The sequence below is a fragment of the Adhaeribacter aquaticus DSM 16391 genome (assembly GCF_000473365.1).
In the GTDB taxonomy this organism is placed as follows: domain Bacteria; phylum Bacteroidota; class Bacteroidia; order Cytophagales; family Hymenobacteraceae; genus Adhaeribacter; species Adhaeribacter aquaticus.
This window is the reverse complement of sequence record NZ_KI421517.1, coordinates 2,932,634-2,958,647: the sequence shown is the minus strand read 5'-3', so window position 1 is coordinate 2,958,647 and position 26,014 is coordinate 2,932,634. Positions and strand designations below refer to the sequence as shown.

The 26,014-nt window shown below is 39.0% G+C and carries 27 protein-coding genes; 9 read left to right on the top strand and 18 right to left on the bottom strand.

What is annotated here, in order from left to right:
* Positions 1-238 precede the first annotated feature (238 nt).
* Both sucD and ADHAQ_RS0115390 read left to right on the top strand, forming a co-directional pair.
* On the top strand, positions 239-1,129 hold the full coding sequence (gene sucD / locus ADHAQ_RS0115395; RefSeq protein ID WP_026463692.1) for a succinate--CoA ligase subunit alpha: 891 nt from the start codon (positions 239-241) through the stop codon (positions 1,127-1,129).
* A gap of 130 nt (positions 1,130-1,259) precedes the next feature.
* Positions 1,260-1,733, top strand: a complete 474-nt coding sequence (locus ADHAQ_RS0115390) for a Dps family protein (protein WP_026463691.1) — start codon at positions 1,260-1,262, stop codon at positions 1,731-1,733.
* 330 nt (positions 1,734-2,063) lie between these two features.
* Here the strand turns inward: ADHAQ_RS0115390 and ADHAQ_RS0115385 are convergent, their stop codons facing one another.
* The 7 genes from ADHAQ_RS0115385 to radC form a co-directional block, all read right to left on the bottom strand.
* A complete protein-coding gene (locus tag ADHAQ_RS0115385; RefSeq protein WP_245590621.1) occupies positions 2,064-2,741 on the bottom strand; it encodes a hypothetical protein in 678 nt (225 codons plus the stop codon).
* A 300-nt stretch (positions 2,742-3,041) separates the two neighbouring features.
* Complete coding sequence (gene rny, locus ADHAQ_RS0115380) at positions 3,042-4,607, bottom strand: ribonuclease Y (protein WP_026463689.1); 1,566 nt, start codon at positions 4,605-4,607, stop codon at positions 3,042-3,044.
* 103 nt (positions 4,608-4,710) lie between these two features.
* A complete protein-coding gene (locus ADHAQ_RS0115375) occupies positions 4,711-5,001 on the bottom strand; it encodes a cell division protein ZapA (RefSeq protein ID WP_026463688.1) in 291 nt (96 codons plus the stop codon).
* A 122-nt stretch (positions 5,002-5,123) separates the two neighbouring features.
* Positions 5,124-5,420 carry a hypothetical protein gene (locus tag ADHAQ_RS0115370; RefSeq protein ID WP_026463687.1) on the bottom strand — a complete coding sequence of 99 codons (297 nt, stop codon included), beginning with the start codon at positions 5,418-5,420 and terminating at the stop codon, positions 5,124-5,126.
* A gap of 2 nt (positions 5,421-5,422) precedes the next feature.
* Positions 5,423-7,837, bottom strand: a complete 2,415-nt coding sequence (gene pheT, locus ADHAQ_RS0115365; RefSeq protein WP_026463686.1) for a phenylalanine--tRNA ligase subunit beta — start codon at positions 7,835-7,837, stop codon at positions 5,423-5,425.
* A gap of 155 nt (positions 7,838-7,992) precedes the next feature.
* The gene (locus ADHAQ_RS0115360) at positions 7,993-8,613 is read right to left on the bottom strand and encodes a DUF1684 domain-containing protein (protein WP_026463685.1); all 621 of its coding nucleotides are present in this window, start codon (positions 8,611-8,613) and stop codon (positions 7,993-7,995) included.
* Between the two features lie 87 nt (positions 8,614-8,700).
* Positions 8,701-9,417 carry a RadC family protein gene (gene radC / locus ADHAQ_RS0115355; RefSeq protein ID WP_034256854.1) on the bottom strand — a complete coding sequence of 239 codons (717 nt, stop codon included), beginning with the start codon at positions 9,415-9,417 and terminating at the stop codon, positions 8,701-8,703.
* A gap of 136 nt (positions 9,418-9,553) precedes the next feature.
* Between radC and ADHAQ_RS0115350 the strand changes: the two genes are divergently transcribed.
* The 5 genes from ADHAQ_RS0115350 to uvsE all read left to right on the top strand — a co-directional run bounded on the left by ADHAQ_RS0115350 (position 9,554) and on the right by uvsE (position 14,136).
* Positions 9,554-10,813, top strand: a complete 1,260-nt coding sequence (locus ADHAQ_RS0115350; protein WP_026463683.1) for a metallophosphoesterase — start codon at positions 9,554-9,556, stop codon at positions 10,811-10,813.
* A 188-nt stretch (positions 10,814-11,001) separates the two neighbouring features.
* The gene (locus ADHAQ_RS0115345; RefSeq protein WP_071781120.1) at positions 11,002-11,457 is read left to right on the top strand and encodes a hypothetical protein; all 456 of its coding nucleotides are present in this window, start codon (positions 11,002-11,004) and stop codon (positions 11,455-11,457) included.
* Between the two features lie 212 nt (positions 11,458-11,669).
* Complete coding sequence (locus ADHAQ_RS0115340; protein WP_026463681.1) at positions 11,670-12,386, top strand: hypothetical protein; 717 nt, start codon at positions 11,670-11,672, stop codon at positions 12,384-12,386.
* A 147-nt stretch (positions 12,387-12,533) separates the two neighbouring features.
* Entirely contained in the window at positions 12,534-13,178 is a 645-nt protein-coding gene (locus ADHAQ_RS0115335) for a carboxypeptidase-like regulatory domain-containing protein (RefSeq protein ID WP_026463680.1), read from the top strand.
* Positions 13,179-13,248: 70 nt separating this feature from the next.
* On the top strand, positions 13,249-14,136 hold the full coding sequence (gene uvsE, locus ADHAQ_RS0115330) for a UV DNA damage repair endonuclease UvsE (RefSeq protein ID WP_026463679.1): 888 nt from the start codon (positions 13,249-13,251) through the stop codon (positions 14,134-14,136).
* A gap of 25 nt (positions 14,137-14,161) precedes the next feature.
* On the opposite strand, the gene ADHAQ_RS0115325 is transcribed toward uvsE, so the two are convergent.
* From ADHAQ_RS0115325 to ADHAQ_RS27320, 3 genes are all read right to left on the bottom strand, one after another.
* Positions 14,162-14,746, bottom strand: a complete 585-nt coding sequence (locus tag ADHAQ_RS0115325; protein ID WP_026463678.1) for a YdeI/OmpD-associated family protein — start codon at positions 14,744-14,746, stop codon at positions 14,162-14,164.
* 9 nt (positions 14,747-14,755) lie between these two features.
* On the bottom strand, positions 14,756-16,033 hold the full coding sequence (locus tag ADHAQ_RS0115320; RefSeq protein WP_026463677.1) for a dicarboxylate/amino acid:cation symporter: 1,278 nt from the start codon (positions 16,031-16,033) through the stop codon (positions 14,756-14,758).
* Between the two features lie 135 nt (positions 16,034-16,168).
* On the bottom strand, positions 16,169-16,741 hold the full coding sequence (locus tag ADHAQ_RS27320) for an exonuclease domain-containing protein (protein WP_026463676.1): 573 nt from the start codon (positions 16,739-16,741) through the stop codon (positions 16,169-16,171).
* An 87-nt stretch (positions 16,742-16,828) separates the two neighbouring features.
* On the opposite strand from ADHAQ_RS27320, the gene ADHAQ_RS0115310 reads away from it, so the two are divergent.
* Complete coding sequence (locus ADHAQ_RS0115310) at positions 16,829-17,065, top strand: hypothetical protein (protein ID WP_157433435.1); 237 nt, start codon at positions 16,829-16,831, stop codon at positions 17,063-17,065.
* A gap of 401 nt (positions 17,066-17,466) precedes the next feature.
* Here ADHAQ_RS0115310 and ADHAQ_RS0115305 read toward each other — a convergent pair whose 3' ends face one another.
* A complete protein-coding gene (locus ADHAQ_RS0115305) occupies positions 17,467-18,312 on the bottom strand; it encodes a hypothetical protein (protein ID WP_026463674.1) in 846 nt (281 codons plus the stop codon).
* Positions 18,313-19,228: 916 nt separating this feature from the next.
* Between ADHAQ_RS0115305 and ADHAQ_RS0115295 the strand changes: the two genes are divergently transcribed.
* Complete coding sequence (locus tag ADHAQ_RS0115295; RefSeq protein WP_026463673.1) at positions 19,229-19,636, top strand: hypothetical protein; 408 nt, start codon at positions 19,229-19,231, stop codon at positions 19,634-19,636.
* A gap of 194 nt (positions 19,637-19,830) precedes the next feature.
* On the opposite strand, the gene ADHAQ_RS0115290 is transcribed toward ADHAQ_RS0115295, so the two are convergent.
* The 7 genes from ADHAQ_RS0115290 to ADHAQ_RS25910 all read right to left on the bottom strand — a co-directional run.
* Positions 19,831-20,676, bottom strand: a complete 846-nt coding sequence (locus ADHAQ_RS0115290; protein WP_026463672.1) for an outer membrane beta-barrel protein — start codon at positions 20,674-20,676, stop codon at positions 19,831-19,833.
* Positions 20,677-22,162: 1,486 nt separating this feature from the next.
* Positions 22,163-22,324: a hypothetical protein gene (locus tag ADHAQ_RS28155; protein WP_157433434.1), complete on the bottom strand. Its 162-nt coding sequence runs from the start codon at positions 22,322-22,324 to the stop codon at positions 22,163-22,165.
* A 720-nt stretch (positions 22,325-23,044) separates the two neighbouring features.
* Positions 23,045-23,581 (bottom strand): hypothetical protein, encoded by a 537-nt coding sequence (locus ADHAQ_RS0115280; protein ID WP_026463671.1) that lies wholly within the window; start codon positions 23,579-23,581, stop codon positions 23,045-23,047.
* Complete coding sequence (locus tag ADHAQ_RS0115275; RefSeq protein ID WP_026463670.1) at positions 23,574-24,143, bottom strand: glycoside hydrolase family 108 protein; 570 nt, start codon at positions 24,141-24,143, stop codon at positions 23,574-23,576. Before ADHAQ_RS0115275 ends, ADHAQ_RS0115280 begins: the two co-directional genes overlap by 8 nt.
* Positions 24,144-24,153: 10 nt before the next feature.
* A complete protein-coding gene (locus tag ADHAQ_RS0115270; protein WP_026463669.1) occupies positions 24,154-24,477 on the bottom strand; it encodes a hypothetical protein in 324 nt (107 codons plus the stop codon).
* A 3-nt stretch (positions 24,478-24,480) separates the two neighbouring features.
* On the bottom strand, positions 24,481-24,756 hold the full coding sequence (locus ADHAQ_RS0115265) for a hypothetical protein (RefSeq protein WP_026463668.1): 276 nt from the start codon (positions 24,754-24,756) through the stop codon (positions 24,481-24,483).
* 62 nt (positions 24,757-24,818) lie between these two features.
* Positions 24,819-26,014: SGNH/GDSL hydrolase family protein (locus ADHAQ_RS25910; protein ID WP_034256852.1), on the bottom strand; the 1,196-nt coding region annotated here is incomplete at its 5' end.

Here is a 26,014-nt window from a genome sequence, read left to right as displayed (position 1 = left end):
AAGATTTTAAATTAAGGTTGCGCCCAAAATAATTGGCTCCCTTTACCCTAACAAAATGAAATGCAAAAGTATCCTTTTTCCAGAAATATTTTTGTATTTATACCTAAAACTGGAGCAATAAGATCAAAAATGAAAATCTATTTAGGAATACTGCAAGTAATTTTTGCAGGGGCCGCAAAAAAATCTATTTTTGCACCACTTACTGTTCTGACTTTCATTCATCTTAAAAAAAGTACACATGAGTGTTTTGGTTAATAAAGATTCTAAAGTGATTGTGCAGGGATTTACCGGTTCAGAAGGTTCTTTCCATGCCCAACAAATGATTGAATATGGCACCAACGTGGTAGGTGGTGTAACCCCTGGCAAAGGAGGTTCTACTCACCTGGACAAGCCGGTATTTAATACCGTTGCTGATGCCGTTGTTCAAACTGGTGCTAATGTATCCATTATTTTTGTACCACCAGCCTTTGCTGCTGATGCTATTATGGAAGCGGCTGATGCTGGTATTAAAGTAATAGTGGCTATTACCGAAGGTATTCCGGTAAAAGACATGATTTACGCAAAAGAGTACATCCAAGACAAAGATGTTACTTTAATCGGGCCAAACTGTCCGGGTGTAATTACCCCAGGTGAAGCGAAAGTTGGTATCATGCCAGGCTTCGTTTTCAAACCAGGTCGTATTGGTATTGTTTCTAAATCTGGTACTTTAACTTACGAAGCTGCCGACCAGATTGTAAAAGCTGGTTTAGGTATTTCTACTGCTATTGGTATTGGTGGTGACCCAATTATTGGTACTCCTACAAAAAATGCAGTAGAACTGTTAATGGAAGATCCAGAGACCGATGCTATTGTAATGATTGGTGAAATTGGCGGTAATTACGAAGCTGTTGCAGCTGAGTACATCCGTTCTACCGGAAACAAAAAACCAGTTGTAGGTTTTATTGCAGGTCAAACTGCTCCAGCTGGTCGTAGAATGGGCCACGCAGGTGCTATCATTGGTGGTGCTGATGATACTGCTGCTGCTAAAATGAAAATTATGCGTGAAAACGGAATCTTTGTAGTAGATTCTCCGGCTAACATTGGTGAAACCATGTTACAGGCGTTAAAAGGAGAAGCTGTTTCTTCTTAATTTTACTAAAGACTATAAGTTTGAAAGGTGCAGAAATTCTGCACCTTTTTTTATAACCTTTATCCAATAATCCCTGTTTTTAAGTTATACCTTAAGATTAACCAATAAACTAAAAGTATAAATATAAACTATGGAAAATTTAACTGACTTAGGTCTGGAACAAGCACCCAATAAAGAACTGGTTGAAAAACTAAATGAATTATTAGCCAACTACCACATCTATTACCAGAATGTGCGGGGCTTTCATTGGAATATCAAAGGGGTAAACTTTTTCCAGTTACATGCTAAGTTCGAAGAATTATATACCAATGCCTTAACCAAAATTGATGAAATAGCAGAACGTATTTTAACACTTGGGTATACGCCCCTACATACTTTTTCTGATTTTGTTCGCGTATCCAGCATAAAAGAAACTGCCAATGTTTCCAGCGACCGGGAAACCGTGGGAGCTACTATTGACAATATAAGTACCCTAATTAAGCTGGAGCGGGAAATTTTAAGATTAGCCGGAGAAAGCGAAGATGAAGGCACCAATGGCTTAATTAGTGAAGACTTAAATGAGCATGAGAAAAATCACTGGATGCTGAGGGCTTTCCTTAAATAAGACCTTTGCGACAGCAGAACAGAGTAAAAGCGGCCGTAAGCCGCTTTTTTTTTTAAACAAAAAAAAGGCTTGATTCCTCAAGCCTCTTTCCCCCTAATAAAAAAACACCATTTAATAATTGTTATCAGGTAAACGGCATCCTGATTTATATCTTTTTAGCAGTAATTCTTTTGGTAAAGCAGCATTCTTAACTGGAAAGTAATCTGCTTACGTCTTTTATTACCTGCTTAATTTAAAGGCTTCTACGGCAAAATTTGGCAGGGGTTTAACAAATTTATCAACAGCGACTAAAATAAAGTAAACTATTTACTAGAAGTGGTCTTACACTTTTTATTTTTTATTAGTTAATCCGCCCACATTTATTACAAAACCGACGCTAAAAACGGAGTTGCCAGCAGTAAGAAATTTGCGATTCTTTAAACCGAAATTACTACCACTGGTGTATTGCAACTGTACCGATGGACTTAATGCCATCCTGGTATAAAAAACCGGTTCCAGGAAAATATTATCTTCGGTAGGCTGAGCTACATCGTTTCGAAAGAATTCGTCCATATTTATATAACTAAGGCGCAAAGCAGTTCCATAATTAAGCGGATAATCCCGGCCTAGTAACCGCAAAGATTCCTTCCGCTTGGAACTGTAGTTTACCTGCATAAAATATTTATTAAAAGTTGTTTCCTGCCGATCAAACGTTTGGGCTCCGGCTGAGGTTTTTTCTTTAAAAGTTCGGTCACTGCTTCCGCGGCCAAGCCCCGTATAAATTTCCAGAATTCGATTATGGTTAGGACCAAACGCAGTAAAATAACCGCCCCCGGCTTCTAATAAATTATGCCGGAAATCTTGTTTAACCCGATTTCTGCTCATCATGGCTCCACTCACAATCAATCCAAAATGGTCAGAAACGGCATATCCGGAATTGAAACTTGCATTACCTTTCATTGTAATATGCCCCCCGGTACTTAGTTCTCCCTTTGCACTTAACATGGGCGTATTGGGGGTATTGGGCATGTAAACTGATGAACAACTAGCTAAATTTAAAATAATTGCAGAGGCAACAACTAGTTTAAAACTTCTTAACATAAATAGTTTGATAGATCTAAGCAGTATTGGGTGATGGTAAAAACAGAATTACAAACTGGAAGCTTTGTTTAAAGCCTTTCAGGCTCTTACGGTTTTTTAGTACAGAATATAACAACTGTGGAAAACTAAAAGTACCCGTAAATTTACGATAAAACCCAGGGTTGTTTTACTTCCCATAAAAAAAGCCTTGCTTTTTAGTAGCAAGGCTTTTTTTAGAATCATATAAAATTACTTGGCATAAGCCACCGAACGCATTTCCCGAATAACCGTAATTTTAATTTGGCCCGGATACTGCATTTCCTTTTCTATTTTCTGAGAAATATCAAAAGATAATTGCTGAGCCCGGTCATCCGAAACGTTATCAGCATCTACCATAACGCGTAATTCCCGGCCGGCCTGAATGGCATAGCACTGGTTTACGCCATCAAAACCAATAGCAGTTTCTTCTAATTCCTTCAGGCGCTTTATGTAAGATTCCATTATTTCACGACGGGCACCCGGACGAGAACCTGAAATAGCATCGCAGGCCTGCACCAGCGGCGAAACCATGGCGGTCATTTCTATTTCATCGTGGTGAGCACCTATCGCGTTGCAAACATCCGGATGTTCTTTATACTTTTTAGCCAGCTCCATACCCAATATAGCGTGTGGTAACTCCGGCTCTTCCGGCGAAACCTTTCCAATATCATGTAACAAACCGGCACGTTTCGCATGCTTTACATTTAAACCTAATTCGGCTGCCATGGTAGCACACAAATTCGCTACTTCGCGGGAGTGTTGTAATAAATTCTGGCCATAAGAAGACCGGAAACGCATACGGCCTACCATTTTAATTAATTCAGGATGTAAACCATGGATACCTAAATCAATGATGGTACGCTCTCCAATTTCTATAATTTCGTCTTCAATGTTTTTCTTAGTTTTCGCTACCACTTCCTCAATACGAGCCGGGTGAATACGACCATCTGCCACTAAACGGTGTAAAGATAAACGGGCAATCTCGCGTCGTACCGGATCAAAACCAGATATAATAATGGCTTCCGGCGTATCATCCACAATAATTTCTACCCCTGTAGCGGCCTCTAAAGCCCGGATATTACGCCCTTCCCGACCAATTACTTTACCTTTAATATCGTCACTTTCGATGTTAAATACGGAAACGCAGTTTTCAATGGCATGTTCAGCAGCAGTACGTTGAATGGTTTCCAGCACTACTTTTTTAGCTTCCTTGGTTGCCGTTAATTTTGCCTGGGCTACAATATCTTTAATATGAGAGGAAGCCTGAATCTGGGCTTCGTTTTTAAGGCTTTCAATCAGTTGTTCCCGAGCTTCTGAAGCCGATAGATTGGCAATTTTCTCAAGTTGATGCACGACTGAAAGACGGGCTTTTTCTACCTGTTCTTTTTGCTTAGTAATGCCATCTAACTGGGCCGTTAATTGCTCTTTTTGAGTAGCTAATTCAGCTTCTTTTTTCTTGATCTGCTCAAACTGGTTAGTTACTTGTTGCTCGCGTTGTTTTACTTTGTTCTCGTTCTGAATAATGATGTTTTTCTTTTTATTTACATCTTCTTCAAATTCAGTTTTTAAACGGAAGTACTTTTCTTTTGCCTCTAAAATTCGATCTTTCTTTAGGCTTTCAGCATTTAATTCAGCCTCGCGGATAATTAATTTAGCTTTTTCATGAGCTTCTTCCTCTTCTTTTTTGAAGACTTGTTTTAACAGAAAGCGCCCAACTACTATCCCAATGCCTAAAGCTATCAGGGCAGTAATTATTATATAAGCAGTAATGGACATAACTATAATTTTTTTGGTGTTTAAATTATAGCATCGATGGCAAAGGCAGGCATTAAGCTACAACTTCCGGCGTTGCCGAAAACCTCTATAACAAGTTAATAAACTAATCCAATTTAAGAGATGAAAGAAGATCGTTTAGATGCGAAAGCTTTCCGGCAAAAGAACTTAAATCTTCTGCTTTATTTTTGGCAGTTTTAAGGCTATCGGCTGCTATTTCCAGCGCCACCATGGCTAATAAATCCTGCTTTTCGGTTATCCCAAACTGGTCGCGAAACAACTTTATACGTTCGTTTATCACGCGTCCGGCTATTCGTAGCCTTTCCTCTTCATCCTCGGTAACGCGCATTGGATAATCACGGTCAGCTATGCGTATTTTTATAGATAACTCACTCATCGTATGCGCTATTTGTTAATTATTATCAGTTGTTTAAGTAAAAGTGTATTATAAACAGTCAAAATAAAGTAATATGATACTATAAAATTTAAACAACACTTAATAACTACCAATATACCTGTCTAATCTCTTAAATAAGCGATACACTTATCAATCTCTCTGATATATTCGTTTATTTTCAGCTTTAACTCTGTCGCGTTTGCAGCATCGGCTGCTATCGTGTTTACAATTTTAGCAATATTATCTTGATTTTGAAAATTTTTTATTTCCTCATCTTTCTGATGAATGACCGTCTGAAGTTCCCGAATTTCCTGGTGGGCTTTTTCCAGCGCCTCCTGGGCCTGGTGATAGCGCGTAATCAGTTTAGAAACTTTGCTTTCTATCCGATTCAGTTGTTCTAACTCTTTGCCGGTATCCATACTTATTTTCTGATAACTGCTCCTAATTGCTTTTCAAATTGTTGCATCAACCGGTTCATGGTGGCATCAATTACTTTATCGGTTAGTGTTTGCTGTTTATCCAGCAAAGTAAAACTGATGGCATAGGCTTTTTTACCAGCTTCAATTTTATCGCCTTCGTACACATCAAACACATTTATATCCTGCAACAGTTTCCGTTCGGTACGCTGTGCTATGGTTTTTATCTGATCAAAAGTTATGCCCTTATCAATTACCAAAGATAAATCACGGCGCACTTCCGGGAATTTGGCCAACTCCTCAAACACCAGTTGGCTTTTAGAATTTTTAACCAGGTAATCCCAGTTTAATTCGGCGTACCAAACTTGTTCTTTTACATCAATGCGTTTACATACCTGAGCATCTAACAAACCAACCTGCGCCAGTACCACATCATTTTTCTGGTAGTTAACGCCACCACTTAAATAGGGGTGTTGTAAAGGCTGCAAGGTAAAATCGGTTCTGGCCAGTTTAGTCAATACATTTTGCACCACTCCTGCCAAATAATGGAAAGTAGTTTTCTCGGATTTCTGCGACCAGGTTTCGGCAGCGGTATTACCCGTAACAAACAAGGCTAATTTCTGTTGCTCTTTGTATTTTTCACCGGCTTTTGCATAAACCTTACCTAATTCGTAAAGTTTAAGGTCTTTCTGCTTCCGGTTTACGTTTCGCCGAATTACTTCTAATCCCGAAAACACCAGGGTTTTCCGCATTACATCCAACTCTTCGCTGTTGTAATTTACAATGCGGGCCAATGTTTCATCTTTATCCTCCGCACCTTTTTCATAGTAAGCCGAATCAGTAAGGGAGTTGGTAATTATTTCACTAAAGCCACTACCCGTTAACAAATTACTGATCTTTTGCTTTAACTCTTCCGGATTTGGTTGCGGGAATTTAGCTAAGAAACTAGTGGCGATATTTTCTTTTAAAGCAATATTGTTGTAGCCGTAAATACGTAAAACCTCCTCTATTACATCTGCCTCCCGGGTAACATCTACTTTGTGCGGAGGTACTAATAACACCAAATGTGTTTCTGTTTCTTCCTTAATTTCAATATTTAGGTCCGTCAAAATTTCTATAATCCGCTCTCGGCCTATGGCTTGGCCTATTAATTTATCTACCCGGGATAAACTCAGGCTTATCTGGAAAGGCTGAACCGGTTCTGGATAAACATCGGTGATTTCCGATGAAATTTCGCCTCCGGCTACTTCTTGTATTAACAATGCTGCCCGCTTCAAAGCATAAGGTACTATATTCGGATCTGTTCCTCTTTCAAAACGGAAAGAAGAATCAGTCTTTAGGCCGTGTACCTGGGAAGATTTCCGGATGGAGGTTGGATTAAAATAAGCGCTCTCCAGGAATATATTTACTGTTTCTTCTGAAACACCCGATTTTTTACCTCCAAATACTCCGGCAATTACCATGGGTTCGTCGGCATTACAAATCATCAGGTCTGTACTGCGTAATTTCCGTTCTACCCCATCTAAGGTTACAAAAGCAGCGCCTTCATCTGCCCGCTTTACCACAATTTTATTTCCAGCAATTTTATCGGCATCAAAAGCATGCAAGGGTTGGCCTAATTCATGTAGCACGTAATTAGTTACATCTACCACATTATTGATAGGTGATAGACCAATGGCACGTAGCCGGTTACGCAACCATTCCGGCGACTCCCCTACTTTTACCCCGCTGATGGTTAATCCCGCGTATCTGGGGCAACCTGCTGCATCCTGAATTTCAATGGCAATATTCCGGTTTGTATTGCTTAGGTTGAATACGGAAACATCCGGTAAAGCAACTTTAGCATCGGTAAGAGCCTGTAACTCCCGGGCTACCCCGTAATGCGAGGCAGCATCTGCTCGGTTAGGAGTTAAACCAATTTCAAAGACGGTGTCAGAACTTAAACCAAAATATTCGGCTGCGGGTGTACCATTTGGCAGATCAGTGTCCAACACTATAATACCTGCGTGGGAAGTACCTATCCCTATTTCGTCCTCGGCACAAATCATTCCTTCTGAAACAGCCCCGCGGATTTTGGATTTTTTAATTTGAAAAGACTCACCGCCGGAAGGATATAAAACAGCATTTTCAGTAGCTACAACTACTTTTTGACCGGCAGCTACATTTGCCGCCCCACAAACAATTTGTTTAGGTTGCTCTAATCCAATATTTACAGTAGTAATTCTTAGTTTATCAGCGTCCGGATGCTTTTCACAAGTAAGCACCTCGCCAATAACAATACCTTGCAACCCTCCCTTTATTACTTCAAAAGTTTCCAACCCTTCTACCTCTAACCCGGAGTCTGTAAGTAAGGCGGCCACTTCGGTGGCTGGTTTATTTATAGCAATAAGTTGTTTTAACCAATCAAATGATATCAGCATAAATTATTTTAATCTTAAATCAGCCATGAGCATTAAAACCATGGTTTAATTGTAGGTCGCCAAAAGGTCAGGTTTATAATAACACCTGAATTTTAGGGCTGGCGCTTCCTAATCGGGCAAAGTTATTAATTAAAGTGGATACTAAATATACCCGCCTATTTTTTTGTATAGGCTTTTTCTCCGGCCCGTAATGGAACATCTAAGCGATTTACGCGGGGCGGAATAGGGCAGCTATAACTGTAATTATAAACACAAAAGGGGTTATAGGCTTTGTTAAAATCAAGGGTTATGGTATTGGCATCCGGCTCCGGTTTGGGCACATCCAGAAAGCGCCCCCCTGCATACGTTTCGGTGCCATTGGTTTTGTCTGTAAAGGGCACAAACAAAGAGCTGTCAGCGGTACTGGCTTGTAAATATAGAATCAAGGTATTGGACCGGCCTTCTAAATTAAAAGTTGCTTTACCAAAACGCAGGTATACCTCCGTTTCTCCGGTAGTCATGGGCATTTGTACCGTATCCGGGTTGCTGAATTTTTCAAAATCAGCCTCTACCCGATAACGTATATCGGGTGTGTAATACGTTAAACTATCAAATGTATTCCGATCCCGATCCTCCAGCGGAGAAGAGGTTGCACTTCGGAAAGAAAGGTTTTTATCTATCCTTTCTTTTTTAATAGTAGCTACATAAGAGGTATCACTGAAAACAGATTCTTTCAGGAAATAAAATAAAACCAGCAGTACACCAACCAGCAAAACAAAACGGATGGGTTTGGACATATATCTTCTATTTGCTTAATATTTGCAAAATAAACAAACTTATGCGAAAGAACCACCCTTGGGATTGTAAATGAAATAGTCTGGCTCCTACAGCATGCCTTCGTCGGCAAAACTGTAATACGAATGTTCAGTAAAAATAATGTGATCCAGAATAGGTAAATCTAGCAAAGTACCTGCCTCCTTCATTTTCTTAGTTAATGATATATCGGCGGCACTTGGTTTTAAATTACCAGACGGATGGTTGTGCACCAGAATTATAGCACTGGCTAGATTTTCTATGGCTTGTTTAAAAATTATTTTGGGGTCTGCGACTGTTCCGGCTATTCCGCCACTGCTCACCGGTATTTTTTTCATCACAACATTTGCCCGGTTTAATAAAATTATCCAGAACTCTTCGTGGGGCAAATCTAAGAGTTGGGGTTTTATGTAATTGTAAATATCAGTAGAACAGGTTATTTTAGTTTTAGCCGAAGCTGCTGTTTCTTTCCGGCGCCTCCCTAACTCCAAAGCACTTACAATAGAAATAGCCTTGGCCTCGCCAATTCCCTTGTGTTTCTTCAGATCATTTACCGTAAGCTTAGCCAGTTCATTTAAATCGTTATTAATGGCCGTTAGTATAAGTTTGGCCACATCAACGGCTGTTAGTTTGGCCGTACCCGACCCAATTAGAATACCTATTAACTCGGCATCGCTTAACGCAGCTTTGCCTTTTAATAAAAGCTTTTCCCTCGGACGGTCTTCTTCCGCCCAACTTTTAATAACCAAGGATTGGTTGTAGGTTTGTTCTAAAATGGGTGCAGCCATAATAATATTTTATTTCTATTAGGCCTTTGTCCCTGAATTTAGTTCAACATTACCAAAAAAAATTAAAATACACCCGGCTACCCAAACCACCACGATTTGCGTATCAGGCTGGCAATCCCTTTTGGATTATTTATATATGCTTTCAAGATTTATTACCATATCAATCATTATTCTGCTGGTATTCCTGGTAGAATGGTACGTTTTTCAGGCAATCCGGACGGTAACGCAAAGTTTATCCCTGCGGTACCAACGCCTTATATTTTGGCTATTTTGGGGAGTTTTCGTAATAACAGCCATAACAACATTTGTAGCCATTCTCACTCCCCGGTCGTCGCATAGCCACTACCAGACCTACTTAATCAATACCTTGTTTGCCATTTTTGCCGGCAAATTGGTAATAGTAGTATTTTTATTACTGGATGATGGAATCCGGCTACTGAAGTTTATTGTAAACTATATTTTCGCCACAGCCCCTAACATGCCTGATGCCGGGAAAATAAAAATATCGCGAAATGAGTTTCTTAATAAAATTGCCTTGGGGGTGGGAGCTATACCTACAGTAGCCCTTCTTTATGGCATGGTAAAAGGGGCGTATCAGTATCAGGTAAAAAAAGTAACTCTTCAATTTCCGAATCTGCCGCAGGCTTTCGATGGTTACAAAATTTTACAAATTACCGACTTGCACGCAGGCAGCTTTACCAGCATTAATCCTTTAAAAAAAGCTGTTGCGATTATTAACAAACAAAATCCAGATCTTTTCTTATTTACCGGCGATTTAGTTAACAACCGGGCTAATGAAGTTTTTCCGCATATAGCTACTTTAAAACAAATTAAAGCCAAAGACGGCTGTTATTCCATTCTGGGCAATCACGATTATGGGGATTATGTTAGCTGGGAAAGCCAGGAAGCAAAGGTTAAAAATTTAAACCGGTTAAAACAGGCCCATCAGGAAATTGGTTGGCGGCTATTATTAAACGAGCATATACTTTTAGAAAAAGAAGGTGTTCAAATAGCCGTTTTGGGTGTAGAAAACTGGAGCACCCGCATGAATTTTCCTAAATATGGTAACTTGGCTAAAGCTTATGCCGGTTCTGAAACCATTCCTTTTAAATTACTTCTTTCCCACGACCCTTCGCATTGGGACGGAGAGATCAACACTAAATTCCAGAACATTGACCTAACCCTTTCGGGGCATACCCACGGCATGCAGTTTGGCATTAATATACCCGGGTTGCGATGGAGTCCGGTACAATATGTATACAAGCAATGGGCCGGGCTTTACCAAAAAAACAAACAATTTTTATATGTAAATGTTGGCCTTGGTTTTCTGGGTTATCCGGGTCGGGTGGGCTTTTTACCCGAGATAACTTTAATTGAATTAAGGAGTAAAAAGTAAATTTAAAAGGTTTAACAGCGGTTTTTATTCATAAGGAATAAATTTTTTTTATATTTTTAATCAAATACATATACAATTAAAAAATTATCTACAAATACCGAAAACTTAATTAAAGCTTACTCGTTTAAAATGCTGATTTAAAAAGTTTTGAATAAAATTTATTATTTATTAACAATTATAAAAAAGCTATGAAAAAGGTATTAATGATTTTAAGTTGCGTAGGCGCATTCACTTTTGCTTCCTGCGGCGGCAGCAACCAAGAAGGCCACAATGAAGAAACTACCACTACAGAAACTGAAATGGGTAGTGATGCAGGAATGAGCTCTGACACAACTGGTATGGGCGGTACTGGCACAACTGCCGGTGACATGGGCACTACTGCTGGCGGAACTGGAACAACAGCTGGTGGTACAGGCACTACAGCCGGAACTACCGCTGGTGGCATGGGTACTACTGCTGGCGGAACTGGAACAACAGCTGGTGGTACAGGCACTACAGCCGGAACTACAGCTGGTGGTACAGGTACTACTGCTGGAGGAACGGGTACAACAGCTGGTGGTACAGGCACCACAGCCGGAACTACTGCTGGTGGAACAGGTACTACTGCTGGCGGTGCTGGTGGAGGCGCAACTACTGGCAGATAATTCAAAGGAACCTATTCGGGTTAAGCCGAATATATAATAAATAAAAAAGCTCAAGTTCCTTAGGGAGGTTGAGCTTTTTTATTTATTTTCACTCCACGCCACCCCTTACCAAAATACAATTCTCAACCAAATAAAAGTGTATTCGTAAAAGGCATTATATCTTTATAAAAGATAAAGTACAAATAAGATATAGTTAACTTTAGAAATATACTATGAAAAAATTATTGATGCTGGTGTGCGCTGGTAGTTTAACCTTCACCGCCTGCGAAAGAATGAAAAAAACTGATAATACCTCAGAAACTGCCGTTTCGGGTAAAGCAAATAATGGTGGTGTAGCCGCTACTGAAGAAAGCGCCTATGAAGCAGAATACCGCGACCGGGCCAAACGCTTCTCCTCTCGTCTGGCTGCAGATGTACATTACGACCCGGCCATGGAATCGCGGGTACAGGATGTATATTCTCAACGCGAAAAACGAGTTACTGAAATCAGAAATAAATATCAGGCCAACAGCCGCAATGGTGGCACCATGGATACTACCGGTATGTATCAGGAACTACAGGCTGTAGATGTGGAAATTGATAATGAATTTCGTTCCATTTTGCCATCTGATCAATTCCGTACCTACGAAACAAACCGCAATATGTATTGGACGGAAGGCGCTGATGAACCAGCTCCATCTTTAGATATAGATAACACTAACGCACACGCGAATCTTAAAGTAGATGATGACGAACTGAAGGTAAAAACCCAGGATATAAAAGTAAAAGCAGAACCGGGTAAATCTAAAGTAGAAACCGAAAACTACGAGTCGAAGATAAAAGGCGAGGAACGTAAGTACAAAGACAGTAATACAAAAATTAAGAGCGAGCCGGGCAAAATGAAATATGAAACCCCAACGCATAAAATTAAAATCAAAGAAAGAGATTAAGGTTCCTTAATCTGAGTTACCAGAAAAAGCTTGCCTCCAGTAAAGGCAAGCTTTTTTATTACATCCTGTAGCTACTACAATCAAAATTTTCATAATTTTAAGTTTATTTAGCCGTTATGGCTAATACTAAATATTTGCTTTTAATTTATGGTTGGCTGGTTTCTGCGCCTGGTATTCTGGATATTTTTAATTGGTTATGGCACCAGTGGCCTGGCTCAGAATACCCGTATTGTACTAAGTGGCACCATATTGCACAGCAAAACCCGTCAGCCTTTACCTAGTATTACCATACTTAAACCAAGCATCAACCGGGGCACCATTTCAGATGAAGCCGGCAAATTTAAAATACTGGTACAACCCGGCGACACCTTATTAATTAGGGCGCTGGGATTCAAATCTTTACACTACGTAGTACATTCTCAAGTACAGGCCGATGTGAATGTAGATATATTACTGGAGGAAGGATCTTATGAACTACCGGAAGTAAAAGTAGTGGGCGGCCTGGATTATGAAAAAGTAAACCGGGTACTTCGCAATATGAAAAAACCAGCGCAGCCCCGGGTGGTGGTTAAACCACCAGAGCCAAAACCCTTATATCCGGAAAAGAAATTTGAACCTACTGCCCCAACCATTGAAAATCCGGCCAGTCTGCTTTACGACATGCTCTCAAAGGAAGGAAAAGAAAAACGAATACTTCAGGAAATGGCTGAGGAGAAGAGAATGCTGGAAGAACGAAAAAAACAACAGGCCTACGACAGCTTATTTAAAGACCGGAATGTAGGTTTCCGTTAATTTTAGATTCAGTAACAAAACCAATTTTATTTTATACAGTTTTAATGTCTGTACCTTAGCATTAACAACTATGAAAATTGGTTATCCCTGCATCAACGAAACCCTTCCCTGCTCCTCGGCTACTACTTTTAGGTTAGCCTCCTATTCCGAAGAGCGCTTGATCCAGACGGTGACTACTAATTTTGATTGCTTGCAGAAAATTCTGGAATTTAATGTTCAGAACGGGCTCCTGTTTTTTCGGATGAGCTCAGACATGGTTCCATTTGGCTCACATCCCATAAATTCTTATAATTGGAAAGATCATTTTAAAGATACTTTAGTGAGCATAGGCAACTACATAAAAGCGCACCAGCTCCGTATTTCCATGCACCCCGATCAGTTTGTAGTGCTAAACTCTCCTACAGAACGCATTGTACAAAGCAGCTTTGCCGAACTGGCTTATCAATGTGCGATTATGGATTTAATGGAACTGGATAAATCAGCTAAATTACAAATACATGGCGGGGGGGTTTACGGCGATAAACCAAGTGCTATCCGTCGCTTTGTAGATGCTTACCACGTGTTACCTGATAATATAAAGGCCCGCCTGGTAATTGAGAACGACGACCGCTTATACAGTTTACAGGATTGTCTGGAAATTCATGAACAAACTGGCATTCCGATACTTTTTGATAACTTCCACCACGAATGCCTGAATAACGGCGAAAGCATGCAGGAAGCATTAAGATTGGCTTCCCAGACCTGGCCCCCCGAAGATGGCATTTTAATGATGGATTACAGCTCCCAAGCCCCTGGTGAACGTAAAGGCAAACATACAGCTTCCATTGAACTGGATATGTTCCGGGAATTTCTAACGCACCTGAATGGCCTGGATATAGATATTATGCTGGAAATTAAAGATAAAGAAGCCAGCGCTTTACTGGCTAAGGAATTATTGCAGGAGTTAAATTTTATCTAAGACTTAAAATAAATACAAAAGCAAACTATAACCTGGACTTACCATCAGGGCCAACTGGTTTTAGATTGAGCTCGCACAATGCCACTACCTTCTTAACTTTTTCGGCTCGAAGCTCTTTTCCCTTTATTTTACCGACCCGCCTGATAAAAACAAATTGTACCGAATTGCTAAAATTATGGAAGTTTTCCCAGGCCTGCGGGTTGGACAGAAGCGCTTGTTTTAAATCTTCAGGAAGTTCCTGCGGTCCTTTCATGGAATAAGCCTCCTCCCATTTACCTGTCTTTTTTGCATCTTCCACCGTCATTAATCCTTCGGCTGTTAGCCGGCCTTCCTGCATTAGCTTTTCAACTCTTTCTTTATTGGCTAAGGACCACATACTACCCCGCTTCCGGGGAGTAAACCGTAACGTATAGCTTTCTGCATCCAAACCTTTTCTTATGCCATCAATCCATCCAAAACACAGCGCCTCTTCTACCGATGCTTCATAAGTTATACAGGGTTTACCGGTACCCTTTTTTAAAAAAACCAAATAAATTTCCGGGGCTAATTTGTGATTTTGTTCTAACCAGGCTCGCCATTCTTCCCGATCCTGCGCGTACACTTGTGTCATACAGGCTGATTATTTATTTACTTCCACCTCGTAAGCAGCCACTTTTTGACCTTTTAAAGCCAACTCATGCTGTATCGGATCAAACTCATTTTCACTTTTTGCCACTACTATGGTAGCAACGCCATTACCAATTAAGTTGGTTATAGCGCGAGCCTCCGACATAAAACGATCTACGCCCAACAGCAACGCCATACCTTCTACCGGAATAACTTTTAAGGCTCCTAAAGTAGACGCCAGCACAATAAAACCTCCGCCCGTTACAGCAGCGGCTCCTTTAGACGTAACCATCAGAATACCCACAATGGTTAATTGCTGGGTCAGGCTTAAATCAACCTGGAATACTTGGGCAAGAAATATAACCGCCATAGATAAATAAATACTGGTGCCATCGAGGTTAAAGGAATAACCGGTAGGAATAACCAGGCCCACTACGGATCGGGAGCACCCAAAAGTCTCCAGCTTTTGCATGATCTGGGGCAATACCGACTCCGAGGAAGAAGTACCTAACACAATTAATATTTCTTCCTTGATAAATTTTAGGTACTTCCAGAGGCTAAAGCCATATAAGCGGCATATTAAATTAAGCACAACGAAAATAAACAGGAACATGGTGGCATAAACACTAAGCATGAGCTTCCCCAACGGAATAAGCGTAGCCAGGCCAAATTTACCTACACTGTAGGCCATCCCCCCAAACGCTCCAATAGGAGCCAGTTTCATGACCAGAGCCAGTATATTAAAAAATACTTTTGAAAGCTTCTCAAATGTGCTAATAACGGAATGACCAGTTGTTTCCAGCTTAGTCAACCCAACACCAAACAGAATAGCAAAAAAGAGAACTTGTAAAATATCGCCTTCGGCAAAAGCTTTAATAGCATTAGAGGGAACTATATGCGTAAAAAATTCAGCCCAATCTATCCCCTCGGCTCCTTTCTGATACGCCGAAATATCTCCTTTTGCTAAATTAGCAGTTGGCAAACCGGCCCCTGGCTTTACCCAGTTTGCAATCACCAGTCCAATTAATAAAGCAAAAGTGGTAACAATCTCAAAATACAGCAGCGCCTTACCGCCTACCCGACCTACTTTTTTAAGGTTGCCCATGTTACTAATTCCCAACACAATAGTCAGAAAAATAACCGGCGCAATTACCATTTTTATCATATTGATAAAAATATCGCCCAAGGGTTTTAGTTTAGCTCCGGTAGCCGGGTAAAATGCACCGACTAATACTCCTAAAATAATAGCAACTAAAACCCGAAAAGTAAGATTTTTAAAAAGCCGATTCATAGAATCTGATTAATATTTAAGCTTCCCAATATAGGAATATTAATCAGGAATGAATGGCGGCAGATTGGAAAATATTGCCAGGAAGCAGCTACTTTAGCTAGCTTTAAATTGAAGTCACTTCTGTCTCTGGCTTTTTTATTGATATTGCTGGCGGAGCAGGCGCACCACATCTAAAGCATCATCCAGGGCATCATGGGTAACAGTAGCATCCTCAAAACCAGCTCGCTTTTTACATTCTTCCAGGGATGGTAGTGCTTCATCCTCCTGGTAATTTATGTAATACATAGTAGGATCTAAAATCTTATGACTAATCCGGATATGATCCAGCCAATTAGTTAATTTATTAAGGAATTGCAGATCAAACGTGCCAAAGTTTTTACCGGCAGCGGTAATACGGACATATCCTTTTTCTTCGGCATCAAAGCCATTGTTCACTAAAAAATCCTTAAATTGTTCGGCAAGCTCATTAGCCGCACAAACCTGGGTACTACCTGTAGGCTGAACTAACTCCTGAAAAATCCGGGCATTCATATTTAAGGCAAAAGCCATTCCGATATATTCCGGGTGTTTTACTACACGTTTAAACCGGGGCAAATTTTCCAGTTCCAGGTTTTTATGGGTATTTTCTATTACAGCCCCAAATTCAATTATTTGGTGACGATCAGGATCGGTCCCAGTAGTTTCTAAGTCGATGGAAACATAGCGCATAGTACTTATACCTCAGGCGCGGGTATTTAGATGTAAAATAACTATAACAAAATTAGTTATTACCGGCAATCAAAAACTAATGAAGTTATGATGTTATTTGTAGTGCTACTTGCAGAAGTATTCATTAACTTTATACCACAAAATTTATATTTAACTAAATACAGGATGGCTAAAAGTTCTACTCCTTCTGGAAACAACAACCTAAAGAATTATTCTGTGCATTTACCAGAAAATGTTTTAAACAAAAAACAGGATGAACTGCGATTAAAAAAGCTTAAAGATTTACTGGCTAAAGCTAAAAGCGCGTCTGGCCAAAAATCTTAAGTTAAATTTAAGCAACGGTTATTCCAATTAAACAGCAGAAAAACCGGTTAACCAAGTAGTAATATAACTTATAAACGGAAACACCGTATAAATACAATACCTGTTTTTGATAAAAAGGAAGGGCCGCATTAATGCAGCCCTTCCTTTTTATATTTAATGTAATTTTGATTTCCTAATAAAGTCGTTCCGGCTCAATCCAATTACCACCTGATTGTAAGCCGAAAAATTATAAAGAAATAAAATCCCCTTAGAGGGCCGGTTACCAGATTCCATTTATATAACTTAGTATCAACTCTCCGCCTCGTTTGTTTAATTATATAAAAATACCCTGTATACTTTTGTGGCACACAGGGTATAAATTACATTAACTTTACTATTTAAACTAATTTGAGCAACTGAAATTATAATTGTCTGATCTTTTTCTTTGGACCAGCTGGTGTATAGAATATTTTTATGGCACCGCTTACAAAATTATCATTTGGCCCCAGATACCCACCTTTCATTTTTGTATTATCCAGGTAATCGGAAAAGGTTAAGTTGTAGGTAAATTCAGGAGCAATACTTATATTATCGGAATATCGGAGCCGGATACCACCACCTACCGGGAGACTAGCTGAGAAAAGAGGTGTTTTACCATTTGCTACTTCCAAATCGTTACCCGTAAGCGTAGCCGCTTTAACTTGAATTATAGAAACACCTGCTTTAACATAAGGCAATGCGACACAATGTTTCTGAATAATATGAATAAAGTTTTCGAAAGGAGAATCTGAAAACCGTACGTGTCCGGTAGGTTTATTAAATTTAGCAATCGTGTTTTTGGGCGCTAGATTTATAACAACAGAAGAGGAAGCCGCTATTACATTGGATTGAAAGGTAAAACTACCTGTTCTCTTCTCTACCGGTGCTTCCTGGTCTTGCAAGCCTTTAAACTGATTATATTCCAAACTTCCGGAAACTCCTATATTTGGCACCACTTGATAAAGTGCTCCCACACTTGCATTGACACCGTACCCATTGCCTTTAATTAAACCTATGCCTTTGCTTTGGTATCCACGGGCCCGGTTATCACTATTCATAACAGACATACCTAATGCTCCTGTAAGCGCGAGCTTTTCATTATCAAAAATAGCATTTCTAAGAAGGCTGTTCTTTAGGCTTAATTTAGGAGTGTATTGAGCTTTAACCGGAGCTATGACAACAAAAAAGTGGAGCCAAAAAACTCCTAAAAAAGTAAAGGTTGTTTTCATAAAGAAAATTCAAAAGGAAAAATATTATTCATTAATCTGGTTTCTAAATAAGTAAGCTACACCAGCTTGCTTAAAGGAAGAATTTCAATGAAAAGGTAAAATATATTGAAGCACACCTCTATTTGTACTTAACACAGAAGCAGTCATTACTAAATGTATACACTTTGGTGCTCCGTTTTCTTTAAGAGCTAAAATACCTACCAGGTAATAGACTAAATATTAATCAGCTGCACACCCTGTAATTTTAACCTGTAAATGTTTTTCATTGAAATAAAACCTTTAACAACTATTAGAATTTTAATAATTTATGCGAATGTAAAAAGCTTTTTTTTAACATCCATATTTTTCACTTCGAATATTAAAAATACCTTAAAAGTTCAAATTAATTCTTCTAAAAACCCTATTAAAGGCGTTATATATTAATTTATTACTATATCTACAATAGTTTAATTCTCTTCACTACAGGATTCACCCAAATTTTTTACTATAAAACAAATACAATTATAACTTTTTAAAAACAGAAAATTTTGCGAGGTGCTTTTTTTCAGATGAAAATACAAACTTGATAAATAATAAAGAAAGGGAACGGGAAAAACCAAAAGGACCATCAGAACTTTATGGCATCCATTAGAATATTAGAAGGCTTAACAACAATTAATAAAATATAATAAAAGCAATTTAACATGCCTTATTTTTCTTGATACCTTGACCAACCTTAAAATTCAGCTAAAGTTTGTTTATTAATAATAGCCAAGAGAACAAGTAGAAACATTTACCTAAACCACCCACCTAAAACCATTAATACACCTGCCAATAAATAACTAACTTTCAATCAGAAAACCTTATTTACTTAATGAAACTTTAAGGAGCTATATTTTGTACTATTTTTATAGATATCATTTCTTAATTTTTGCATATGAAAAGAGCTTCTAATCAAGATGGCTCCCGTTTAATAAACCTGGAAATAAACGAAACCTTACTTCTTGCCTCTTGCCAATCCTTAACAAATAATGAACCTATTAATACAAAAGCAGCTATCATACCCCTTCTGGAAGCACTTGGGAATAAAGAAATAGAACTACTTTTATTGGACTTACAAATACCTTTGCAGGATGGCATTCCAGAAGAAGTACTAATACATACCTCTGAAATATTACCGCAATCTAACTTGAGAAAAATAGCCATTATAGAATCTACCGATTACTATTGGGATCAAAATATACTGCAAACTATCCTTCTTTTGAAAGCCAACTTTAACTTACCACTTAAAGCCCAATTATTTGAAACTCGAGAAACTGCCTTAGACTGGCTATACACGAAGTGATTAATTTTATAAATTCAAAACATTGCCATACTAACACACTTTTCTCGACCTCCCTTTGCTTCATTTCAACACCTCTTATGCAACAACTAATTTAATAAAACTAAAAAGCCCCCCATAAAACTTATGAGAGGCTTTCTAACTTTATCAGACCCGGATATTCAATCGCTAAAACATTTACGCCTTACTTCACATAACTAACTATGAAAAGTTTTAGTCTTTTTAATCTTCTTCTTAACCGAGGGTGTATAAAATAATTTCACAGCCCCACTCACAAAAATATCTTGTTTCCCCAAAACACCATCGGGTGCTTTTCTATTATCAAAATAATCGGAAACAGTTATATTATAAGTAACCTCAGGAGCCACACTTACCTGATTTGAGAATCTGAATCGCAATCCCCCTCCTACTGGCACCATAGCTGCCATAACCGGAAATTTTGTACCAGAAACTTCTCTCACACCATCAACAAAAGAAGAAGCATTCATGTGCATTAAACCTACACCCGCCTTCAAATAAGGCAATACCACCGTATTTTTACCAATAACCCGAAGAAAATCCGATAAATTATTTAAAGGAAGTGATTGCTCATCTGGCTGCTCATAGAATCGGGCAATAGCTTTCTTACTACCAAGATTAACCAACAAAGAAGCAGAAACAGAAGCCACATCAGACTTATAAGAAAAACTACTTATATCTATGCGCTCTCCACTATCTTGTAAGCCTTTAAATCTATTATACTCTAAATTACCGGAAAGACCTAAGTAGGGCGAAAACTGGTATAAGGCACCCACACCCAGATTTACACCATAACCATTTCCTTCCATTAAACCAATAGTATTGCTTTGGTAACCTTGGGTACGGTTGTCACTATTCATCACTGATAATCCAGCAGCCCCGCTAAATACCAACTTACCAGGAACTGATTTTGCAGTTGACAGGTTGCCAGACTCAACTTTTGAATCTTCTTGTGCTTTAACAGGCACAAATGCAGTAAAAGACAGGAGAAGGAACGCTCCCCAAAAAGTAAAATTTGTTTTCATAAAAGTAATTATTGTTTCATATGTATTATTAAAAATTAATTATTAGTTAAAACCTTTATAATCATTTTCCTTCTTGTTATTAGCAGAATTAGAAATGTATTGCTTTTAAAAACCACTAAAGCTTCATCTGCCAAGTTATTAGCATCCCAAGGATGCACTTCCTAACTGAACCCACTGAATTAAACTTTCAGTTTGACTCTCTACCAACTACCATAATATTCAGGAACACCACAAACCTTCCACTTCTACTCATTCCTGCCAACCCACTATTCCATTAATTCATATTATTAGATCAGCCTCAGTCTTACCTCCAATTTTCTCCTAATTACACTAACCCTAATTTGTTAAATAGCCAAACTTCACGCCTCATTAAGTGATAGATTAAAACTAAACCCAAAGCAGCACACTATCATCAAATAATTAAATTACCACACAAACATAAAAACCTTTTTTGAACTTTATCGTACAATTTTATCTTTTCCTTTAAATAGTTAAAAAATTATAATTTTTCCTCAGTTAAAATCTATTTTTATATTTAAAATCCATTTTACACCAGCAACCAACATATATAATTAATTCATTTATTTATATTTATAAATAAAACACAAAACTGGTAAACTACATTTTAAAATTAAAGAAAGAATTAAATAGCAAAAAAGTAGCTTAATACAAGCGAATTGACAGGAGATCAACAGATTTATTTTGATAAACTTTGTAAAAGACACGCTGGCGTATGCTTAAGAAACCGAGCCTCGGAATAAGAGCCCATCACAGGGAATGTTTAATACTTCTATATAGGGGATATTAAAATTAGAAAAATTGGCATGCAGGAGGAAATACCAAGCAACTATTAAGAATGAAAACAACAGAGAAAGCAAACAGGCTGAAGTTTAAAAAACACATTCCTAGTCCGCATTAATAAAACACTCTTATTTATTTTATTATAAGCCTTTTTGGATTCACTACATTAAAGTATCACACTTTCCTGCCAATTAATTCTTGTTCATCAACAGCACGAAAGCACTATAAAGCCCTGTTATAAGCAATGATTTGACCTGCTCTATTCCATTCTGCTAGGCCTAGCTACAACCCATTGCTGTGCCATACTTCGAATTATTTAGCAGGAAATTTCAAACTCTTAGGATTTTAAGCCCCCATAAATAAACTCCTCAGGTCATTCATCCTTTGGGTTGGACCACTTGGCAAATAGCTGGAAAACTGGCAATTAACTTAAAGCTTATGTAATAAACAAACTATACAACCGCTGTTAATCCTTTGCGCTTTTCACAACTCTATTTTTTTTACAACCGGCTTGACCTCAAACTGCGGAATCAATCAGCTCAATTCTAGAAAGCACTGTTTTGTTACACCAGGCTATGCAACCAATAAACTGAAAAAGTAATATTTACCAGGATAAAAAAGTTTTTGCTTATTATTCCAGTGATACAATGGCCCTAATTTAAGGTACCTATAAGCCAGTAAACAATTATTCTACAGTTTTTTGCCCCTCGTCAGGCTCATCATCATTCTTACCCGTATCACGTTTAGCTTTTTTTGCAGCTGCTCTGAGGCTCTCCTGGTGTTCTTTTCTTTCTTTAAATTCCTTTTGGCGCTGCTTCCTTTGTTGGTCTTCTGATCTGGTTCCCATTGCCTAATTTGCTTTTTAGTGACGTGAAATATTACGTAGTTTTGACAACAAATAATAATACAGTGATCTTGTATACCGTAAATTAACCCAAAAGGCTGAAAAACAAAACACCTGACTACTTTTAGTAATCAGGTGTTTCTGTAATTGTGGAGCTGCAGGGAGTCAGACAGCACTATTTAATCCGTTGACTATCAGTATTAATGCAAAACACTACTGATATAACTACTGATATATCTGGAAATTTTGCTGCTAATAAATGAAAAGCGCCCCCAATGGGAGCGCCCTTCTCTTTCAATTTGCATTGCAAAGATACGAAAACTAATTACATTAGTATTAAATAAAAAAAGCCTATCATTTAGATAGGCTTTGCTTTTTACGAGAACGGGCAAATAGATATAAAGCATAGTCTCCGTTCTTTGGTATCATATTCAGGATACCTCCCATCTTTTAAAATTCAGTAGCTACTTCTAAACTTTAAAAGCTTCGTCAGCGGGGAAACAACCTTCCGGTTTACATATCTATCCCAAGGGTAGCTAATCCTTAAAATAAATACTTGTGCTTTCGCGCTTCCCCTTTCGGGTTAGTTATGTGGAGTGCTTGGTTCGAACCTAGAAGCCAGACTGATTACTGCTACTCACCCCATTTTTTATACTGCTAATATACGTTAAATCAGTAAAACAGACAAATAAATCAACGAAAACTAATCACATTAGTAAAGCCCTATACATTATTCCTTTTCATGAAGTATGCGGCTGCTATGGTTGCTATCACTACTACCACTACCACCCAAAGCAAGCTCTTATCTGATTTGTTTGCTGTGGAAGTATTGCCATCTCCTTTGACAGCGTTCTGGCCTTTGAGCTTTTCTTTGGTATCCTGGTTGCCGGTTTGCATAGCTGGTGCAATGGAGCTACCTCCTTGTGCTACCTGGTAGTTAATGTTAATAGCTGAATTCTTGAGCTTAGTTTTTTTAGATCCAAATAGCCGGCTTATAAATCCTGTTTTTTTAGGATTGTCTAAACCTGTCGAATTCGACACCTTTTGATTTTTGGCCTCCTCCATTGCTTGCTGAATACCTGGGTACATGAAAGCAAGGCTATCCAATGGTGAGCCATTCTCATAAGGAGGCAAGGAATTAGCCTGATTAATTGTAGGCTCTTTGGTAACGACATTGGTGTCGTTACCATGCTTACCAGTTTTGCAGCTCAATGGTAGCAACAGCAGTAACAGCAATAGTTTGTAGAAGTGCTTATACATAACTCACCCGTTGTTCGATCCAACCATTTGCAAAAACCTCCTGTGTAGGGTCTTTCTCTACAATCTCCACATACCTAGCAACCTGTAAACCATTCAGGGTTTTAAGCAACCGGGTAGGGTAAGGATATTGATTGATAGCCGCTACGGTAGCAGGACCACAAACACCATCCACTTTCAGGTTTGGAGCTAACTGGCCTCCCTTGTTGAGGAAGTTAATAGCCCGTTGTACAAATCTCACTGGCACACCTGGTCCCATGTTAACACCGGTATCAAAGATTTCATTAGCCACTTCCTGATTCTGTACCTGGTCTAATAGGTTAACATCCCAGAAATGGATTTTATAAAACTTCAGCACCAGCTTCTGCAGGTCTACCAGTTTGTAAAGCGAGGTAGGAAAGCCGGGTTTCTTTTTAGCATTATCAACTAGCTCCCAGCCTTTCCATTTCGGGTGCATGTTCCGGGCAACTCCTTTCCAGGTCTGTCCGCCTCTGTCTTTTGGGTTGTCGCTCCAACCACCTTCTGCTTTTTTTGTGATGTTGTAAGCAAGTAAAAAATTAGCCATATGTTTTTAATTAATGGTTTGTTGTGTGTTCAGGATAAGCAGGTGACAATGGCACTCCATTCTCATCTCCTCTTTTCCGGTTCTGGAATTTCCCCAGAATAGTCAGGTAAGAACTACCCAAAGCAATACCCAGGAATATCAGGATCAACTCAATCGGCGGCTTGATAATCTTGATAGGGCTTTTGGCTGGCAAGTCCACCTCAATCAAATAAGGCAAGCTAAAAACCACCGAGAGCCACGTAAACAGGAACACCTGCAGCCGCTTCATGGAGTACTCACCCGTAAGGGTGTTTTTAGTGGTATCACACCACATCTTTTTGATCACTTCTAACATAGGTTAAGGCCCATCGTCTCCTTTATGTTTTCTTATAAAGCTGTAAATCACTTTATCCATTTCAGTAAAGGACCTCCTCAGTGATGCACATTCCCTTTTAAGCTCATTGACTTCATTTTTCAGGAAGTCCACAATGTTTAATTGGCTTTTTAAGTCCATCATTTCGGTAGCCATGTAATCAATCTTATCCAGCACCCTTTTCAGGAAATGAGCCACCACACCCAGCAGCGTAATGATTATAAAACCGGCAATACTAATGAGGACTTCTTCTAATTTCATCGAACAGGTTATGGCTTAAACTGGTAGGGTGCAGGAGGTGTAAATGGCTTTATTCATATTAATTAACAAATAGCGTGAATAAACTGGTAAAGCGGTTCGGCAAATAAGTGCCGCCCTATTGGGTTAATTGGATGCGTCCCATCATTTAGAGATTGTTCGATTAACCCGGTTTGACTATCCGTTGAAACAGTGTTCATGGGATAAATAAACTGGTCAGTCAGGTAAGCATGAGCGCCAATCACATAAATGTTGTTATTTTGCTGGTTACCGTATAATTCGCAAAGCTTTAAGAATGTCTTGACATAGCCATCGTACCAGAGCGGGTTAAAGTAAGAATTATTGCCATTCATCGGCATGGCAATTCCTATCTTGGCATTTGGACAAGCTGACCGGATAGAAGCAATAATAATCCGGTAAGCTTCTAAGGCGTTGGCTACCCCGATATTAGTCCCATCATTGTTAATGTCGTTGGTCATAAAGTTTAAAACCACCACATCCGGATCGGCAAAACTGAACCGATTCAGGTAGAACCGAAAATCAAAGATGTAACCGTTTTTAATATCTTCTGCCGCGTCTGAACCCGTGGCTACTCGAATAAAAGGGTTCCGGGTGTCATTCCCTAAACTTAAAGCAGTAGCCTCCGAACCTGTTGGTAAAGGTGCATGGTTATTGGTCGTTTGGATATAGACAAAATCAGCTCCTTTCCAACCGCCCCGACCTTCGGAATAAACCGTACCATTTAAGCGGGTGCCTAATGAGGTAGGCGTAACAGAACCAGAGGAAAACTTCTCAAATAGAGGCGTAGTAGACTGTGCCACCAAGCTATCCCCCAGGTGAAGGTAACTTACGGCCTTGCTCTTATTAGCGGCGCTTTTATAAACGGTCAGGGGTAATTGCATTTCCCGGTCAGCTAAACCGGCATTACGAAGAGTTAAAGTAGCTGTACTTCCTAGTCTATCTGGATTAACTTCTAAAGTGTTAGTAAATAAAATATTGTAAGGTAACTTAGCATTATTAATAGATTGAAAAGCAGCAACTCTACTAGCTACAGTTTTATTACGATCTGGCAACATAGAGGAAAGGTAAAGTTGAAAAGGTCTACCTTCCACTACAAATAACTTATTAGGGAAAATAAGTTTGGTATCCGCTGTACTTAAATCACTGGTATTAGGAGTCGTAGCTGTAACACCAGTGGTTTCCAAGGTAACCACCCGGCTTTGCAAGGATGCTAAAGTAGGCTCTATTGGTATCGGGGCTT

Coding starts and splice junctions, on each gene's coding strand:
- sucD (WP_026463692.1), top strand. CDS start 239: ATGAGTGTTTTGGTTAATAAAGATTCTAAAGTGATTGTGCAGGGATTT.
- ADHAQ_RS0115390 (WP_026463691.1), top strand. CDS start 1,260: ATGGAAAATTTAACTGACTTAGGTCTGGAACAAGCACCCAATAAAGAA.
- ADHAQ_RS0115385 (WP_245590621.1), bottom strand. CDS start 2,741: ATGCCCAATACCCCCAATACGCCCATGTTAAGTGCAAAGGGAGAACTA.
- rny (WP_026463689.1), bottom strand. CDS start 4,607: ATGTCCATTACTGCTTATATAATAATTACTGCCCTGATAGCTTTAGGC.
- ADHAQ_RS0115375 (WP_026463688.1), bottom strand. CDS start 5,001: ATGAGTGAGTTATCTATAAAAATACGCATAGCTGACCGTGATTATCCA.
- ADHAQ_RS0115370 (WP_026463687.1), bottom strand. CDS start 5,420: ATGGATACCGGCAAAGAGTTAGAACAACTGAATCGGATAGAAAGCAAA.
- pheT (WP_026463686.1), bottom strand. CDS start 7,837: ATGCTGATATCATTTGATTGGTTAAAACAACTTATTGCTATAAATAAA.
- ADHAQ_RS0115360 (WP_026463685.1), bottom strand. CDS start 8,613: ATGTCCAAACCCATCCGTTTTGTTTTGCTGGTTGGTGTACTGCTGGTT.
- radC (WP_034256854.1), bottom strand. CDS start 9,417: ATGGCTGCACCCATTTTAGAACAAACCTACAACCAATCCTTGGTTATT.
- ADHAQ_RS0115350 (WP_026463683.1), top strand. CDS start 9,554: ATGCTTTCAAGATTTATTACCATATCAATCATTATTCTGCTGGTATTC.
- ADHAQ_RS0115345 (WP_071781120.1), top strand. CDS start 11,002: ATGAAAAAGGTATTAATGATTTTAAGTTGCGTAGGCGCATTCACTTTT.
- ADHAQ_RS0115340 (WP_026463681.1), top strand. CDS start 11,670: ATGAAAAAATTATTGATGCTGGTGTGCGCTGGTAGTTTAACCTTCACC.
- ADHAQ_RS0115335 (WP_026463680.1), top strand. CDS start 12,534: ATGGTTGGCTGGTTTCTGCGCCTGGTATTCTGGATATTTTTAATTGGT.
- uvsE (WP_026463679.1), top strand. CDS start 13,249: ATGAAAATTGGTTATCCCTGCATCAACGAAACCCTTCCCTGCTCCTCG.
- ADHAQ_RS0115325 (WP_026463678.1), bottom strand. CDS start 14,746: ATGACACAAGTGTACGCGCAGGATCGGGAAGAATGGCGAGCCTGGTTA.
- ADHAQ_RS0115320 (WP_026463677.1), bottom strand. CDS start 16,033: ATGAATCGGCTTTTTAAAAATCTTACTTTTCGGGTTTTAGTTGCTATT.
- ADHAQ_RS27320 (WP_026463676.1), bottom strand. CDS start 16,741: ATGCGCTATGTTTCCATCGACTTAGAAACTACTGGGACCGATCCTGAT.
- ADHAQ_RS0115310 (WP_157433435.1), top strand. CDS start 16,829: ATGATGTTATTTGTAGTGCTACTTGCAGAAGTATTCATTAACTTTATA.
- ADHAQ_RS0115305 (WP_026463674.1), bottom strand. CDS start 18,312: ATGAAAACAACCTTTACTTTTTTAGGAGTTTTTTGGCTCCACTTTTTT.
- ADHAQ_RS0115295 (WP_026463673.1), top strand. CDS start 19,229: ATGAAAAGAGCTTCTAATCAAGATGGCTCCCGTTTAATAAACCTGGAA.
- ADHAQ_RS0115290 (WP_026463672.1), bottom strand. CDS start 20,676: ATGAAAACAAATTTTACTTTTTGGGGAGCGTTCCTTCTCCTGTCTTTT.
- ADHAQ_RS28155 (WP_157433434.1), bottom strand. CDS start 22,324: ATGGGAACCAGATCAGAAGACCAACAAAGGAAGCAGCGCCAAAAGGAA.
- ADHAQ_RS0115280 (WP_026463671.1), bottom strand. CDS start 23,581: ATGTATAAGCACTTCTACAAACTATTGCTGTTACTGCTGTTGCTACCA.
- ADHAQ_RS0115275 (WP_026463670.1), bottom strand. CDS start 24,143: ATGGCTAATTTTTTACTTGCTTACAACATCACAAAAAAAGCAGAAGGT.
- ADHAQ_RS0115270 (WP_026463669.1), bottom strand. CDS start 24,477: ATGTTAGAAGTGATCAAAAAGATGTGGTGTGATACCACTAAAAACACC.
- ADHAQ_RS0115265 (WP_026463668.1), bottom strand. CDS start 24,756: ATGAAATTAGAAGAAGTCCTCATTAGTATTGCCGGTTTTATAATCATT.